This window comes from Streptomyces sp. NPDC101181, assembly GCF_044767975.1.
GTDB lineage: Bacteria > Actinomycetota > Actinomycetes > Streptomycetales > Streptomycetaceae > Streptomyces.
Genome location: NZ_JBIWOX010000014.1, coordinates 71,172 through 85,757, shown reverse-complemented (window position 1 = coordinate 85,757; position 14,586 = coordinate 71,172). Strand labels below are relative to the sequence as shown.

At 72.0% G+C, this 14,586-nt stretch carries 14 protein-coding genes; 8 read left to right on the top strand and 6 right to left on the bottom strand.

What is annotated here, in order from left to right; genetic code table 11:
• Positions 1 to 84: 84 nt before the first annotated feature.
• From ACIRRU_RS21025 to ACIRRU_RS21010, 4 genes are all read right to left on the bottom strand, one after another.
• Entirely contained in the window at positions 85 to 1,332 is a 1,248-nt protein-coding gene (locus tag ACIRRU_RS21025) for an ROK family protein (protein ID WP_403682667.1), read from the bottom strand.
• Between the two features lie 119 nt (positions 1,333 to 1,451).
• Entirely contained in the window at positions 1,452 to 2,075 is a 624-nt protein-coding gene (locus ACIRRU_RS21020) for a DUF305 domain-containing protein (protein ID WP_403682863.1), read from the bottom strand.
• Between the two features lie 32 nt (positions 2,076 to 2,107).
• Positions 2,108 to 2,758 carry a DUF3105 domain-containing protein gene (locus ACIRRU_RS21015; protein WP_403682664.1) on the bottom strand — a complete coding sequence of 217 codons (651 nt, stop codon included), beginning with the start codon at positions 2,756 to 2,758 and terminating at the stop codon, positions 2,108 to 2,110.
• Positions 2,759 to 2,847: 89 nt separating this feature from the next.
• A complete protein-coding gene (locus ACIRRU_RS21010) occupies positions 2,848 to 3,282 on the bottom strand; it encodes a hypothetical protein (protein WP_403682661.1) in 435 nt (144 codons plus the stop codon).
• Between the two features lie 545 nt (positions 3,283 to 3,827).
• Here ACIRRU_RS21010 and ACIRRU_RS21005 point away from each other — a divergent pair.
• The 6 genes from ACIRRU_RS21005 (at position 3,828) to ACIRRU_RS20980 (ending at position 10,014) form a co-directional block, all read left to right on the top strand.
• Positions 3,828 to 5,474 (top strand): sensor histidine kinase, encoded by a 1,647-nt coding sequence (locus ACIRRU_RS21005; protein ID WP_403682658.1) that lies wholly within the window; start codon positions 3,828 to 3,830, stop codon positions 5,472 to 5,474.
• Positions 5,471 to 5,878 carry a roadblock/LC7 domain-containing protein gene (locus ACIRRU_RS21000; protein WP_363200171.1) on the top strand — a complete coding sequence of 136 codons (408 nt, stop codon included), beginning with the start codon at positions 5,471 to 5,473 and terminating at the stop codon, positions 5,876 to 5,878. The genes ACIRRU_RS21005 and ACIRRU_RS21000 overlap by 4 nt, the downstream gene beginning before the upstream one ends.
• Positions 5,875 to 6,246, top strand: a complete 372-nt coding sequence (locus ACIRRU_RS20995) for a DUF742 domain-containing protein (protein ID WP_363200170.1) — start codon at positions 5,875 to 5,877, stop codon at positions 6,244 to 6,246. Before ACIRRU_RS21000 ends, ACIRRU_RS20995 begins: the two co-directional genes overlap by 4 nt.
• Positions 6,227 to 6,841 (top strand): ATP/GTP-binding protein, encoded by a 615-nt coding sequence (locus ACIRRU_RS20990; RefSeq protein ID WP_363200169.1) that lies wholly within the window; start codon positions 6,227 to 6,229, stop codon positions 6,839 to 6,841. Before ACIRRU_RS20995 ends, ACIRRU_RS20990 begins: the two co-directional genes overlap by 20 nt.
• 161 nt (positions 6,842 to 7,002) lie before the next feature.
• The gene (locus tag ACIRRU_RS20985) at positions 7,003 to 8,532 is read left to right on the top strand and encodes a cytochrome P450 (protein ID WP_403682655.1); all 1,530 of its coding nucleotides are present in this window, start codon (positions 7,003 to 7,005) and stop codon (positions 8,530 to 8,532) included.
• Positions 8,533 to 8,640: 108 nt separating this feature from the next.
• The gene (locus tag ACIRRU_RS20980; protein ID WP_403682651.1) at positions 8,641 to 10,014 is read left to right on the top strand and encodes a 6-phospho-beta-glucosidase; all 1,374 of its coding nucleotides are present in this window, start codon (positions 8,641 to 8,643) and stop codon (positions 10,012 to 10,014) included.
• 54 nt (positions 10,015 to 10,068) lie between these two features.
• On the opposite strand, the gene ACIRRU_RS20975 is transcribed toward ACIRRU_RS20980, so the two are convergent.
• Positions 10,069 to 10,545: a hypothetical protein gene (locus ACIRRU_RS20975; protein WP_403682649.1), complete on the bottom strand. Its 477-nt coding sequence runs from the start codon at positions 10,543 to 10,545 to the stop codon at positions 10,069 to 10,071.
• Between the two features lie 491 nt (positions 10,546 to 11,036).
• On the opposite strand from ACIRRU_RS20975, the gene ACIRRU_RS20970 reads away from it, so the two are divergent.
• The gene (locus tag ACIRRU_RS20970) at positions 11,037 to 12,263 is read left to right on the top strand and encodes a low temperature requirement protein A (protein WP_403682861.1); all 1,227 of its coding nucleotides are present in this window, start codon (positions 11,037 to 11,039) and stop codon (positions 12,261 to 12,263) included.
• Positions 12,264 to 12,403: 140 nt separating this feature from the next.
• On the opposite strand, the gene ACIRRU_RS20965 is transcribed toward ACIRRU_RS20970, so the two are convergent.
• Entirely contained in the window at positions 12,404 to 13,456 is a 1,053-nt protein-coding gene (locus tag ACIRRU_RS20965) for a methyltransferase (RefSeq protein WP_403682646.1), read from the bottom strand.
• Between the two features lie 464 nt (positions 13,457 to 13,920).
• Between ACIRRU_RS20965 and ACIRRU_RS20960 the strand changes: the two genes are divergently transcribed.
• The gene (locus ACIRRU_RS20960) at positions 13,921 to 14,568 is read left to right on the top strand and encodes a GPP34 family phosphoprotein (RefSeq protein WP_403682643.1); all 648 of its coding nucleotides are present in this window, start codon (positions 13,921 to 13,923) and stop codon (positions 14,566 to 14,568) included.
• Positions 14,569 to 14,586: the final 18 nt, after the last annotated feature.

Sequence of the window (14,586 nt, the reverse complement as noted above, 5' to 3'; positions counted from 1 at the left end):
GTACCAGCGTGCGTCAGGGGGGCGGGGTGAGGGACTGCTCACCCCGCCCCTCCTGAGTCGGCCGCGCCCCGTGAGGGTCTCGGCTCAGTCCTCGGATGTCCGCGCGTACGCCACCGGGTCGTCCAGCACGTCCTGCGCCACCAGTGCCGCCGCGCCCCGGGCCGCGTCGCCCGCCACCGAGGAGGCGCGGAGCCGTCCGTCGTCCGGGGACCACAGGCCCGACACCACCCGGCCGGTCAGCTCCTCGGCGGCGGGCGGCGACAGCCACGGCATCAGACCCCGGTAGATCCCGCCGAGCACCACCGCGTCCGGGTCCACCAGGTTGACCGCCCCCGACAGCACCCGCCCCAGCATCCGGCCCGCCGCGCCGATCGCCGCCACCGCCCGGGTGTCCCCGCCCGCCGCCCGCCGCTCCAGCTCCAGCACCCCCGAGGCCCCGCCGAGCCCCTCGATCCCGGCCGCCCGCAGCAGCGCCGCCTGTCCGGCGTACTGCTCCAGGCAACCGCGCGAACCGCACCGGCACTCCGGCCCGTCCGGGTCCACCACCACATGGCCGATCTCCCCGGCGAAGCCATGGGCGCCGCGCAGCAGTTCGCCGTTGAGAACCAGCGCGCCGCCCACCCCGATCTCCCCGGTCAGGTAGAGGAAGCTGCGCACCCGCTCCAGCCCGCCGAACCACAGCTCGGCCAGTGCCGCCAGGTTGGCCTCGTTCTCCGAGGCGACGGGCAGCACGGGCAGCCCGGGGCGCAGGGCGGCCAGCGCGTCCCCGAACAGCCGCTGCGCCGGGACCGCGTTCCAGCCCAGGTTCGGGGCCTGCCGCACCGTGCCCCCGGAGACCAGGCCCGGCAGCGCCAGGGCCGCGCCCACCGGCCGCAGCTCCTGCTCGCGCGCCGAGTCGAGGGTCCGGGCGGCGATCCGGGCCGCGCGGGCCAGGACCTCCGCGGCGGGCGCGCCCCGGTTGTCGAGGTGTTCGGTCCGCCGGACCCGGCCGGTGCCCGCCAGGTCCACCACGCAGACCGAGACGTAGTCGATGTTGATCTCCACGCCGAGTCCGGCGGGCCCGGTGCGGGTCACCTTCAGCGCGGTGCCGGGGCGGCCCGCCTGTCCGCTGAAGGTCTTGCCCGACTCGGTGAGGAACCCGCCGGTCATGAGCTGCTCGACGAGCGAGGACACCGCCGCGCGGGTCAGCCCGACCCGGGCGGCGACGCCGGCGCGGGTCGCCTCGCCGCGTTCGTCCTCGTCCCGCACGGCACGCAGCACCAGGCTCAGGTTGTGCCGTCGCACGGTGTCCTTGTCGGCCTTGGGCCCCAGCGGAGTGAGGTTGCTCTTCATGTCGCGGCCGAGCCTATGTGATGGGCGGTACGCCAGGGGGGCGGTCCCGGCCTTCCGGCCGTCACCGCCCCCCCCTGACGCGGACGGACCCGCCCCGCTCGGCGCCTGCGCGCGCCCGCTCAGGGCTTCGCGCCCCGCTCCTCGAGCAGGTCCGCCATCAGCCCCATCTCGGACTGCTGGCCGCGGACCATGCCCGCCGCCAGATTCCGGATGACGTCGGTCGTCGCGGACCCGGCGGCGGCCTGGGCCATGTCGGCGCCCGCACGGTGGTGCACGGTCATCAGCCGGAGGAACAGCACCTCGGCCTTCTCGCCCTTCGCCGCCGTCAGCGCCGCCAGCTCCGCGTCGGTGGCCATGCCGGGCATCAGCGAGCCGTCGTCGCCCGGCTCGACGGTGTGCCCCATCCACGCCATGGGCGGCCCGGCCGCGCTCTTGGGCAGCCCCCACACCTCCAGCCAGCCCAGCATCATGCCGCGCTGGTTGGCCTGGGTGTTGATGATGTCGTACGCCAGACGCCGCACGTCCTCGTCGTCGGTGCGGTCCCGCACGATGAACGACATCTCCACGGCCTGCTGGTGGTGGATCGCCATGTCCCGGGCGAACCCCGCGTCCACGGAGTCCTCCGCCGGGGCCGACCGCGAGACGGTGGCCCCCTCGGACGGCGAGGCCGCCGAGGGGCGTACGACCATCAGTGCCACCAGCCCCAGCGCCACGAGCAGCACGGCGGCCCCGGCCAGTGCCATCCGCCCGGTGGCGGCCGGACGTGCCGGGGAGGTCACTTGTCCCGCCCGCCGGTGCAGGCGGCCCCCGGCTCAGGGGTCTGCGGGCCCTGCACGTACTTGGTGAAGAACTGCGCGACCCGGTCGTCCGACGCGCTATCGACCGTGACCTGCTTGCCCCAGGCGCTGAGCATCAGCGGGTCCTTCTGGTCCTTGACCGGGCTCATCAGGGAGTACGGAGTCGACGTGACCTTCTTCGTCAGGGCCTCGACGTCCTCCGGCGAGGCCTTGTCGTTGTACGTGACCCAGACCGCGCCGTGCTCCAGGGAGTGCACGGCGTTCTCCTTCGGTATCTCGTCGGTGTAGACGTCCGCGTTGCAGTTCATCCAGACCTGGTTGTGGTCGCCGCCGACGGGCGGGTTCATCGGGTAGTCGACCTTCGTCGCCACGTGCTCCTGGGTCAGCTTGTCCCAGCTGCGCTCCCCGGTGACGGGCGACGTCCTGGCCTGCTCGTCCTTCTTCTCCTTCTCGTCGGCCTGCGTCATCAGGTAGGCGCCCCCGGCGACCAGCGCGGCGACCACGGCCACCGACGCGGTGATGGTGATGACGCGGCCCCGGCGCTCGCGGGAGCGCTCCTTGCGGCGGGCCTCTTCGAGCTTGGCGCGACGCGCGGCGGCGGCGCTGTTCTGGTTCTTGGCGGAAGCCATGGCAGATCCTCGTCGTTCAACGGTGCGTAACGGGTTACGGGCATGCGGATCGCGGCCCTGACGGCAGGGCCCGGTCCGGACGGCGGGCTCTAGATCCGCAGGACCTGGAGCCGTAGTTGATCGACGGAGTGCGCCGCGTCGTGCGCGGGCCCCCGGATGGCGGCCGCCCCGGTGAGCGGGGACGCCGGGACGAAGGCCCCCGGCGAGGGGACGGCCACCGGCGCGGACGAGGCCGGGAGCACGACGGCCGCCGTGTGCGCCGAGCCGCCATGGCACGAGGTGCCGAGCCCGCGGTCGGCGGGCGCGGCCAGGACGACCGGTTCGAAGGCCGCGTCGGGGACCGGGGTGAACGTCCGGGCGGGACCCGCGTCGACCGGACCCGGCCCGGGTGCCGCGTGCACGGCGGTCGAGGTGGTCACCGAGCAGTAGACCAGCATGGCCAGGAGGAACAGCACCCACCCGAAGGCGGCAGGCGTGCGGGATCGCGGCCACTGCCGCCCGCTCCACGTGCTCACCCTGGTCATGGCCCGTCATCGTAGTAGGTGCATGAAGCTTCAAAAATATGGGCCGCCCGGCCCGTGCGACAGAGGCGGGAGTGATTCTCTCTCCGGGGCCGCCGCGCGGGAAGGCCGCGCGGACGCGTCAGCGCGGCGATCCCCCGCACCACCCCTCCGCCCGCGGGGAATCTGTTCCTTTCGATCCGGTTCGATCACCTGTGCCACTGGCTGATTCCGTCGCTCAGCGAAAGGGATCTGCGTGGCTTTTCGCCCGGTAAACGGCTTTCTGGTAACCAGTTTCCTTCCTCCTCGCTGCCGACGCGTTATCGGAGGATCTCTTTTCGGCCTTCGCTACTCCCCGCGCACGCTTCGCAGCGCTCAGTGCAAAAACTGGCGAGTGTATTCCTCCCGGCGGGCGTCCGCAGGGGGTTGGGTGAATATGCCGAAGCCCTGTTCTGATCTGGCTAAGCTCACGCGCAGTGAAGTCGAGTTGAGACGAATTCGAGCACTTGTTCCTCAAGTCTCCGCTCGTGTGCGCATACATCCCGGAATCAACCGCCAGAGGGTTTTAGATGGTCCGTGTTGAATCACCGCCGACCGACAGAGAAGTCCCCGTCGTCCGCGTCGTCCTGCCGCCCGTGGCCCTGCTGGTCGCCGCCACCGCCGTCGCGGTGGCCCTGGTCGTACCGGCCGCGCGGATACCAGTCGCCGTGTGCGGCGCGATCACCACGGTCGTCGTCGCCGTGCTCACCGTGGCGCTGCACCGCCGCCAGGAAGCCCTGAAGGTCCAGCGCGCCGCGTACGAACAGCGCGTCGCCCACCTGGAACACCGCATCCTCTCGCACGACGCCGAGACCGTGCGGCTCACCAAGGAGGTCATGCCCGCCGCCATCCGGCGCCTGCGCGTGGGCAACTCGCCCGAGGAGGTCATGCGCGACATCGTCGACGCGGACGCGGCCAACCGCCATCTGCCCAAGGCGCTGCGCGAACAGGTCTACCAAGTCCTCGAAGTCATCGACAACGAGGAGGCGCGGCGCGACTCCGCCCAGCGTGCCTTCGTCAGCGTCGCCCGCCGCGTCCAGGCGATCGTGCACCGCCAGGCCAGCGAACTGCGCGAGATGGAGGACCACTACGGGCGCAACCCCGAGGTCTTCGACGACCTGCTGCGCATCGACCACGGCACCGCGCTGATCGGCCGCCTCGCCGACTCCATCGCCGTCCTCGGCGGTGCCCGGCCCAGCCGCCAGTGGCCCAAGCCCGTACCGCTGTTCAGTGTGTTGCGCGGGGCGATGTCCCGCATCCTGGAGTACCAGCGCGTCGATCTGCACTCGATCGCCAAGGTCGCCATCGTCGGCACCTCGGTCGAGCCCCTGATCCACGCCTGCGCCGAACTCCTCGACAACGCGACCCGCTACTCGCCCCCGCAGACCCGGGTGCACGTCACCGCGGTCGAGGTGCAGACCGGCATCGCCATCGAGATCGAGGACGGCGGCGTCAGCCTGAGCGAGGAGGCCCGCGCCCGCGCCGAGAACATGCTCGCGCAGGCCCAGGCCGGCATCAACATGAACGACCTGGGGGAGTCCCCGCGCCTCGGCATGGCCGTCGTCGGACGCCTCTCCCGGATGTACCAACTCCAGGTTTCGCTGCGCCAGTCGGCGTACGGAGGCGTCCGCGCCGTCCTCATCGTGCCGCGCGAGATGATCACCACCGGACCGGCCCCGGGCATCGCCCACGGCATCGGCGCCACCTCCCGGCCCACCAGCTCGCTGGACATGTCCAAGCTCCAGCACGTGGTCCCGCCGCCCGGCAAGCGCAAGCCCAGGGCCAAGCCCGCCGCCACCGGCCCGGTCCCCTCCGCGACCGCACCGGCCCCCACCGGCGCAGCCACCGCCGCACCCCGCGCGGGCGCCCCCGCTCCGGCCCTGGAGGACGACGTCCCCGTGGTCACCGAGTGGACCGAGAACGGGCTGCCGCAGCGCCGCAGCCGGGGCCGCGCCCCGCTCGGCTCGCACAACCTGCCGCAGCAGCCCACGGCCCCCGCCGCCCCCGCACCGGGCCCCCCGTCCGGCCGGGAACCGGGCGCGGACGGCACACACGGCGAGGAGAAGCCCCCCGGCCTTTGGCTGGAGGCCTTCACCAAGGCCGTCAACGGCGTACCGCAGGAACCGAAGCACGGCGAAAGCTCCGACGACGCGTGGGACAAGGGAGATCTGAAGTGATCCAGCAGCGGGGAAACATGGACTGGATGCTGAAGGAGCTGGCCGAGGACGTGCCGAGCATCCACCAGATCGTGGTGCTCTCCTCCGACGGTCTGCGCATCGCCATGCACGGCGGCGACCCCGACGTCGCCGACCGGCTCGCGGCGGCCTGCGCCGGACTCCAGAGCCTGGCCGCCGCCGTGGCCACCGAGATCCCCTACAGCGACGGGCTGATGAAGCTGGTGGTGATCGAGGTGACCGGCGGCTTCTTCTACCTGATGGCGGCCGGAGCGGGCGCCTATCTCGCCGTCCTCGCCGGGGAGACCGTCGACGCGGGTCTGGTCGGCGCCAGGATGCGGGACATGGTCGTGCGGATCGGCGCTCACCTGACCAGTCCGCCCCGCCACGGCGGGCAGTCCGGATGAGCGAACCCCGACGAGAACGCCGCACGACCGATCCGGCGCTCATCGATCCGGAACGGCTGTACGTGATCACCGGCGACCTCGACGACAGCGAGCGCGCCGCGCTCGACCTGGTCACGATGGTCGTCGCGCAGGCGGAGCCCTCGCCGACGTTCCAGCCCGAGCAGGCGGCGATCCTGAAACTCTGCCAGTCCCCCTTATCGGTCGCCGAGATCTCGGCCTATCTCAGCCTGCCGTTCAGTGTGGTCACCTCGCTCCTGAGCGATCTTCTCGCGACCGAACTCATCGAGTCGCGCGCGCCGATCGTCCGCGCCACACTCCCCGACAGGTCCCTTCTCGAAGCGGTGATGCATGGACTTCAGAAGCTCTGACACGATCACCGGACCCCGCACCGAGGACGTCCTGCCCACCACGGCCACCGCCGCGGTGAAGGTCGTGATCGTCGGCGGGTTCGGGGTCGGCAAGACGACCATGGTCGGCTCGGTCAGCGAGATCCGGCCCCTGACGACCGAAGAGACCATGACCCAGGCCGGTGTCGGCGTGGACGACAACGCCGGGGTGGAGACCAAGACCGCCACCACCGTCGCCATGGACTTCGGCCGGATCAGCCTCAGCGAGGAACTGATCCTCTACCTGTTCGGCACCCCCGGCCAGGAACGCTTCTGGTTCCTGTGGAACGGCCTCTTCGAAGGAGCCCTCGGCGCCGTCGTCCTCATCGACACGAGACGGCTGGAAGTCAGCTTCGACGTCATCGGACGGCTGGAGGAGCGCGGGGTCCCGTTCGTGGTCGCCGTCAACACCTTCCCCGACGCGCCGCCCCACCCCGTCGAAGCCCTGCGCAGAGCGCTCGACCTGCCCGACGAGGTCCCGATGATCGACTGCGACGCCCGGCTGCGGACCTCCAGCCGCGATGTGCTGATGACCCTGATGCGCTACCTGCACAGCCTGGCCGTCCCGCTCGCCTGACGCCTCCCGGGACGGTTCCCCGGCCGTCCCGGGACCCGGCCGCCCGGCCTCGGGGCCGTGGCCCCGTTTCCCCCGGCGCGCGCCCGCGCCCGGCGCCCCCCGCCCGCCCCTGCTCGATCCCCGGCCGTCCTGCCGCGGCCGTCCCGATCCCTGGAGCCCTTGTGACAACCCCCTTCCACCACGAACCCGGTGCCGTCCCGCCGCCCCAGTGCCCGGCGCACCACTCCGGCGACGGCTCCGAGGACACCGGTCCCGGCGGACTGCGCCGGCTCTACGGCCCCGAGGCGGAGAACAACCCCGCGGGCCTCTACGACAAGCTCCGCGCCGAACACGGCACGGTCGCCCCGGTCCTGCTCCACGGGGACGTCCCCGCCTGGCTCGTCCTCGGCCACAGCGAGAACCTCCACCTCACCCGTACCCCCTCGCAGTTCTCCCGGGACTCGCGGCGCTGGCGGGCCCTCCAGGACGGCAGCGTCGCCCCGGACCACCCGCTCGCCCCGATCTTCACCTGGCAGCCCGTCTGCGTGTTCGCCGACGGCGCCAAGCACGAACGCCAGCGCGGCGCGGTCACCGACAGCATGGAGCGCATCGACACCCGCGGCGTGCGCCGCCACATCAACCGCTTCAGCAACCGCCTCGTCAACGACTTCTGCGAGAAGGGCACCGCCGACCTGGTCGGCCAGTTCGCGGAACACCTGCCGATGATGGTGATGTGCGCGATCTTCGGGATGCCCGAGGAGTACGACGAGCGTCTCGTCCAGGCCGCCCGCGACATGACCCGCGGCACCGAGACGGCCGTGGCCAGCAACGCCCACATCGTGGCCGTGCTGACCCGCCTGGTCGAGCGCCGCCGCGCCGAGCCCGCACCGGACTTCGCCAGCTGGCTCGTGGAGCACCCGGCGACGATGACCGACATCGAGGTCGTGGAGCACCTGCGGCTCATCCTGATCGCCGCGTACGAGTCCACCGCCAACCTCATCGCCAACGTGCTGCGCATGGTCCTCACCGACCCGCGTTTCCGCGCCCGGCTCAGCGGCGGCCACATGACCGTCCCGGAGGCGGTCGAGCAGACCCTGTGGGACGAGCCGCCGTTCACCGCGGTCTTCGGCCGCTGGGCGGTCGGGGACACCGAGCTGGGCGGCCAGCAGATCAGGGCGGGCGACGCCCTGCTCGTCGGCATCGCCCCGGCCAACACCGACCCCACCGTCCGTCCCGACCTGGGCGCCGACATGGGCGGCAACCGCGCCCACCTCGCCTTCAGCGGCGGCCCCCACGAGTGCCCGGGCCAGGACATCGGCCGCGCCGTCGCCGACGTCGGGGTCGACGCCCTGCTGATGCGCCTGCCCGACCTGGAGCTGGGCGTCGAGGAGAGCGAGTTGCGCCGGGTCGGCAACATCATGTCGCGCCACCTGGTCGAGCTGCCGGTGAAGTTCGCCCCCAGCCCCCAGCAGAAGCTGGACTCCGATCCGCTCTCGGTGATGGCCCGCGCCGCGCGCCCGGCCGACAGCTGGGAGGTCTCCTCCCCGCCCCCGCCCGCCCCCGAAGCGCCGCCCGCGCCGACCCCGCCGTCCGTACCGGCCGTTTCCCCCGCGGGCGCACCGGTCCCCGCGGCGAGCGTTCCGCGCCAGCGCCGCCCGGCCGCCCCCGCCCGGCTCTGGCAGGCGGTGTCCCGCTGGTGGAACGGCTACTGACCCGCCGTTGACCGCCCCGGCCCCCGGCGGCCCCCGGACCACGATGACGGTCCGGGGCCGCCGCGCCGCCGTCCCCCGGGGCGCCCCGCCCCCGTACCATCGAGCAGCGTGAAGCTGACAATTCTTGGCGGTGGCGGATTCCGGGTTCCTCTGGTCTACGGGGCCCTCCTCGGCGATCACGCCGAGGGCCGCGTCTCCCGGGTGACGCTGTACGACACCGACGCCGACCGGCTCACCGCCGTCGCCCGGGTCCTGGCCGAACAGGCGCGGGACATCGCCGACGCCCCCGCCGTCGTCGCCACCACCGAACTGGACGAGGCCCTGCGCGGCGCCGACTTCGTCTTCTCCGCGATCCGGGTGGGCGGCCTCGCCGGACGGGCCGCCGACGAACGCATCGCCCTCGACGAGGGTGTGCTCGGCCAGGAAACCGTCGGCGCCGGAGGCATCGCGTACGGGCTGCGCACGGTCCCTGTCGCCGTGGACCTGGCCCGGCGCATCGCCCGGCTCGCCCCGCACGCCTGGGTCATCAACTTCACCAACCCGGCGGGCCTGGTCACCGAGGCGATGTCCCGGCACCTGGGCGACCGGGTCATCGGGATCTGCGACTCGCCGGTCGGGCTCGGCCGCCGGGCCGCCCGCGCCTTGGGCGCCGACCCGGACCGGGCCTGGATCGACTACGCCGGGCTCAACCACCTCGGCTGGGTGCAGGGCATCCACGTGGACGGGCGGGACGAGCTGCCCCGGCTGCTCGCCGACCCGGCCCTCCTCGAATCCTTCGAGGAGGGCCGTCTGTTCGGCGCCGACCTGCTCCGGTCCCTCGGCGCGATCCCCAACGAGTACCTGCACTACTACTACTTCAACCGCGAGGCCGTCCGCGCCTACCAGCAGGCGGAGCGGACCCGGGGCGCCTTCCTCCGCGACCAGCAGGAGGGCTTCTACGCCCGGATGCGGGAGCCCGGCACCCCCGCCCTGGCCACCTGGGACCGCGTCCGCGCCGAACGTGAGGCCACCTACATGGCGGAGAACCGCGAGGTGGCCGGGGCGGGGGAGCGGGCGGCGAGCGACCTGGAGTCCGGCGGCTACGAACAGGTCGCGCTCGCCCTGATGCGGGCCGTCGCCCGCAACGAACGCACCTCGCTGATCCTCAACGTCCGCAACCGCACCACGCTCGCGGCGCTGGACGCCGAAGCGGTCGTCGAGGTGCCCTGCCTCGTCGACGCCAACGGCGCCCACCCGGTGGCCGTCACCCCGCTCCCGGACCACGCGACCGGTCTCGTCACCGCGGTGAAGGCCGCGGAGCGGGCGGTGCTGGAGGCGGCGGAGAGCGGGTCCCGCGCGGCGGCCGTACGGGCCTTCGCCCTGCATCCGCTGGTCGACTCGGTGGCCGTGGCCCGACGGCTGGTCGACCGGTACACCGAGGCCCACCCGGGCCTCGACGGCCGCTACCGGCCCGGGGGACCGTCCGCCGAGACGTCCAGGTGACGCACCGGCCCGTCCTTCGGCGGTCGGCGCCCAACGGCCTTGGCCGACGGCATGTCAGTCCCATGCGTTGAAGAGGACTCCACCCAGTGTGGTGATGCCGTAGAGGCGCACCTGGCGCCATTCGCCCCGCGTGAGCACTGAGGTGTCCACATCGCGGAGCGGTGTGGCGAGTCGTTCGCCGCTCAGAACCGTGAAGCCCGCGTCGGCGAAGGCGTGAGCCCACGGCGGCGGCGCGAGGAAGCCCTCCGCGTACCAGTTCCGCCGTGCCGCGGCGAAGGCGACCCACGGGTGGTGAGCGTGGCACAGGACGACGTTCTCGCCCGCAGGGCCGATGACCGTCGCGGTGTGGAAGGTCAGGGGGTACTCCTGTTCCTCCACCTCGCCTGCTCTGCCGCCGCCGACGCGGGCAGCGGCATACAGGGCGGCGCGGAACGCCGACAGGTCGGTCTCCGGAAGAGGGCCGTCCTTCTCCCGCTGGAGACCCGTCGCCCCGCGCGGCAGCGTGAAGCCGCCGTTCCCCTTGTCGGCCATGCCGCTCATTCTGCCCGGTGCGCGGCGCGTCCAGCGTCCGGAGGTTTTGAGCCGCCGGTTCCTGCCGCGCGTCGCCCCGGTGCCCGCCCTGTGTACGCGGGGCGCGGATACGCCCCGCCGGCGGCGAGGACGCTGCTCGCATCGTGCCGCGTGGCGGAACGTCGGTCCTCCGGTCCGGGCGGCCTGCCCGGTCCGGAACGTGCCGGTTCCGGTACGCCGACCGGAGATCCGGTCGTCGCGTACAGGTTCCTGGACTCTCCTGCGTACGCGGGCTGAGGTACCCGCAGCGGGTGAGCCGGCGGCCGGCCCCGGAGCGTCGGTCGCGGTGTTCGGCGTCACCGCCTGGCATGTTCGCCGTGCGCGGTGAAACTCCACTCGGGCGTCACCGGAACACCTCCCACCCGCGGAACGTAAGGCGGCACGCGACCATGAGCGACTTCCCCAGTACCGAAGCCACAGGCCGGGGCCGACTCGCGCACCGCCTCCTGCCGATGACCGGACGCGACCCGGACGAGACGCACCGGGTCGCCACACCTCTGGAGCTGCTGTTCGACCTGACGTTCGTCGTCGCGGTCGGTACCGCAGCCCACCAGTTCGCCGAACTGCTCGCCGAGGGGCACACCGTACCGGCCGTCCTCGCGTTCCTCCTCGCGCTGTTCGCGATCAGCATCGCCTGGATCAGCTTCAGCTGGTTCGCCTCCGCCTTCGGCACGGACGACTGGCTCTACCGGGTGCTGACCATGGTCCAGATGACCGGTGTCGTCATCTTCGCGCTCGGCATCCCCGCCCTCTTCCACTCCGTCGACGAGGGCGACCACCTGGAACTGCGGCTGATGGTCGTCGGATACATCGTGATGCGCGTCGCGATGGTCCTCCAGTGGTGGCGCGTCCACCAGCAGTCCCCGCGGTTCCGCGCGGTGAGCCGGGCAGAGATCGTCTGGACCCTGATCGCCCAGGTCTGCTGGACCGTCCTCGCCTTCACCCGCCTGCCGCTCGCTGCCGTCGTCGTCGCCGTGGTGGCGATCGGAACGCTGGAACTGCTACTGCCGGTGCTCGCCCAGGGCCGGGCAGGGGGCACCCCCTGGCATCCGCACCACACCGCCGAACGCTACGGCCTGTTCACGATCATCGTGCTCGGTGAAAGCGTCGTCGGCACCGCGGCCTCCTCCGGCGACCTCCTCGGCGGCGTGGACGGAACGCGTTGGACCGCGGACGCCGTCGCCGTCATCGTCGCCGGGACCGGACTGACCTTCGGCATGTGGTGGGTCTACTTCGCCACCCCCTTCGCCGACATCCTCGCCCGCCGCCGCAGCCGTGGGTATCTCTTCGGCTACGGCCACATCCCCGTCTTCACCGCTGTCGCAGCCGTCGGTGCGGCCCTGCACGTGGCCGGTCTCCACATCGAGCACCACACCCACCTCGGAGCCATGGCCGTCGTTCTGTCCCTGGCCCTCCCCACCGGTCTCTACCTCCTCATGGTCCATCTCCTGCACACCCTGCTCCTGTCGACGGCGGACCGCTTCCACCTCCTGCTCCTCACGCTGACTTTCGTCGTACTCGCCGCCGCGGTGCTCCTGTCGGTTGCGGGGGTGTCTGTCGCGGTCTGCCTGCTCGTGATCATGCTCGCCCCCTTCGTCACCGTCATCGGCTACGAAACCATCGGCCATCGCCACCAGGAGCAGATGCTGCACGAGCTGGGTCACCCCACCCCCGGGTGACCCCGGCCCACATCGGTCGGCGGAGGGCGGCCCCGGCACGGGCACGCACCTGGTCGGGCGATGGTCCCGCCACCCCCGACCACCCATGTCCTCGCCCACCCGCCGCCGTCCGACGCGCGCTCCCCGTCACACCCGGCCGGTCACTCCGCGACTCCCTCGATCAGGGACACCAGCGACGCGGAGTGCGTCACCCGCGTCATCCTCAGCCCGGCGAGCCGGAACAGCTCCTCGAAGTCGTCCTCCGTGCGTTCCCTGCCGCCATCGGTGAGCGTCAGCATGTTGAGGTCCATGAGCGGGGGGAGACCGGCGCTCGCCCCGGGGTCGACGACCAGTTCCGCCAGGACGACCCGCCCTCCCGGATTCAGCGCGGCACGGCATGACCGGAGGATGCGCACGGCGGACTCGTCGTCCCAGTCGTGCAGGACGTACTTCAGGACATGGACATCCCCGCTGGGCACGGACTCGAAGAAGTCTCCCGCGACGAAGGCGAACCGGTCCGTGACCCCGGCCCGGTCGGCCGCGCTCCGGGCCGCCTCGGCGAGATGCGGCATCTCCAGGACGACGCCCCGCAGGGCGGGGTGGCGCACCATCAAGGTCTGCACGAACACCCCGGCCGCACCGCCCACGTCCACGACCGTCTCCGAGCCCGAGAGCGGCAGGACATCGGCGAGCCGTTCGGCGACGCCGTCCGTCATCGCCCCCATGGCCGCCGTGAAGCGGTGACCTTCCTCGGGGTGCGCGGCCAGATAGCCGAAGAGGTCGGCCCCCAGGGTCGGACCCACCTGCCCCTGCCCGGTGCGTACGGCGTCCGCCAGGCGCCCCCACGGTCCCCAGTGCGACTCCATCCCTCCCCAGAGCGCGAGATCACGCAGCGATCCCGGACGGTCGGCCCTCAGGGTGCTCAGCAGCGGGGTCGCGGCGAAGACCGTCCCGTCCTCGGAGGTCACCAGATCCAGGGCCGCACAGGCCCGGAGGAAGCGCAGGGTGGCTGTGGGATGGAGCGAGCCGGCCCGCGCGATCTCGTCGGCCGTCGCCGGGCCGTCGGCCAGATGGCCGGCGAGATCGAGTTCCGCCGCCGTGCGCACCACCTGGGTCACCCAGTAGCCGGTGATCATCTGTGTCATCCGGCCTGCCTCGTCATCGGCGGTCGTGGCCGACCCGGCGGGCAGCAGAGGCTTGATGTAGAGGGGCATGGTTCTCCTCGAAGATGTCGAATGGGTACGCGATCGGCGGGGTGCGGCTTTCCAGGGCGTTGGGAAATCCCGCCGCCCGGCACCTCGGCACGCCCATCGGTCGCGACCCGAAAAGAAAGGCGTGCGCTCAGCCAATTCCCGAACGGAACGGAATGATGCGCGAGAAATAAGTGTTCCTTTTCGTGGCGATGCTTGGGCGGCGGCCGACGCTTACCCGGTCGTTGCGCGAGAATAATGTGGCAAAAGCGCATGAAGTCGACATAATGTCAAGGGGATGAGGTGTTCTGCGCCCTCCTCGTGGCGGAGTGAAGTGTGCCGTAACGTCACCAGTTTCGTCGCCGGCGCAGGAGGTACTAGTGCCAGCGTATGAAGATCGGGCAGGGGGACGGGAAGCTTTCGCCGATCTGCTCGTGCGCACCCCTTCGAAAGAAGGGTCCTATGACAGTGAAGGATTTATTGTGTCCATGACGCTCACTCAAAAGATCTATCTGTTGTGCTATTCCGTCCCGAAGGGAAAGTTCCCGCTCGACGACATTCAGGGGCGCGGCCAGACGCTGCGGGCCGGGGCGCTCACCGAACTGGCGCGCACCGGCCTGCTGGACGCCACCGGCGGGAAGGTGAAGCGGCTGCCGGGCACTCCGCCGCAGGACCCGTTCGTGGCCGCGGTCTGGCAGGATCTGCCCGAGCACGCACCCCGCGGCTGGCTCAAGTTCGTTCATGACAAGGCGCACACCGCGGAGACCCCGGTCCGCGACCAGCTGGCCGAGGCGGGCAGGGTCACGGTCAGCCGGGAGAAGAAGCTGGGCGTCATACCCGTCGACCGGGTCGCTGTGGTGGACCCGGACGCGGTGCGAGCCCTCCAGGATCAGGTGCGCTCCGGTGTGCTGGAAGGCCGGGCACCCTCCGAGACGCTGACCGACGAGCTGGCCATGGCGGTCTTCGCGGTGGAGCTGGAGCTTTCGCCGGTCTGGAGCAAGGAGGAGCGCCGGACCTACAAGGAGGAGCTCAAGGCGTACGCGGCGCGCTTCGACGGGTTCGTCCCCGGACTGCGGGCGGCGCTACGCGACTCCTACCTGTCCAGCCGGGCCGTCGGCGGCGGCTGGAGCGCCTGAGCCGACGCCCCGGGGCCG

Coding starts and splice junctions, on each gene's coding strand:
- ACIRRU_RS21025 (WP_403682667.1), bottom strand. CDS start 1,332: ATGAAGAGCAACCTCACTCCGCTGGGGCCCAAGGCCGACAAGGACACC.
- ACIRRU_RS21020 (WP_403682863.1), bottom strand. CDS start 2,075: ATGGCACTGGCCGGGGCCGCCGTGCTGCTCGTGGCGCTGGGGCTGGTG.
- ACIRRU_RS21015 (WP_403682664.1), bottom strand. CDS start 2,758: ATGGCTTCCGCCAAGAACCAGAACAGCGCCGCCGCCGCGCGTCGCGCC.
- ACIRRU_RS21010 (WP_403682661.1), bottom strand. CDS start 3,282: ATGACCAGGGTGAGCACGTGGAGCGGGCGGCAGTGGCCGCGATCCCGC.
- ACIRRU_RS21005 (WP_403682658.1), top strand. CDS start 3,828: ATGGTCCGTGTTGAATCACCGCCGACCGACAGAGAAGTCCCCGTCGTC.
- ACIRRU_RS20995 (WP_363200170.1), top strand. CDS start 5,875: ATGAGCGAACCCCGACGAGAACGCCGCACGACCGATCCGGCGCTCATC.
- ACIRRU_RS20990 (WP_363200169.1), top strand. CDS start 6,227: ATGGACTTCAGAAGCTCTGACACGATCACCGGACCCCGCACCGAGGAC.
- ACIRRU_RS20975 (WP_403682649.1), bottom strand. CDS start 10,545: ATGGCCGACAAGGGGAACGGCGGCTTCACGCTGCCGCGCGGGGCGACG.
- ACIRRU_RS20970 (WP_403682861.1), top strand. CDS start 11,037: ATGACCGGACGCGACCCGGACGAGACGCACCGGGTCGCCACACCTCTG.
- ACIRRU_RS20965 (WP_403682646.1), bottom strand. CDS start 13,456: ATGCCCCTCTACATCAAGCCTCTGCTGCCCGCCGGGTCGGCCACGACC.
- ACIRRU_RS20960 (WP_403682643.1), top strand. CDS start 13,921: ATGACGCTCACTCAAAAGATCTATCTGTTGTGCTATTCCGTCCCGAAG.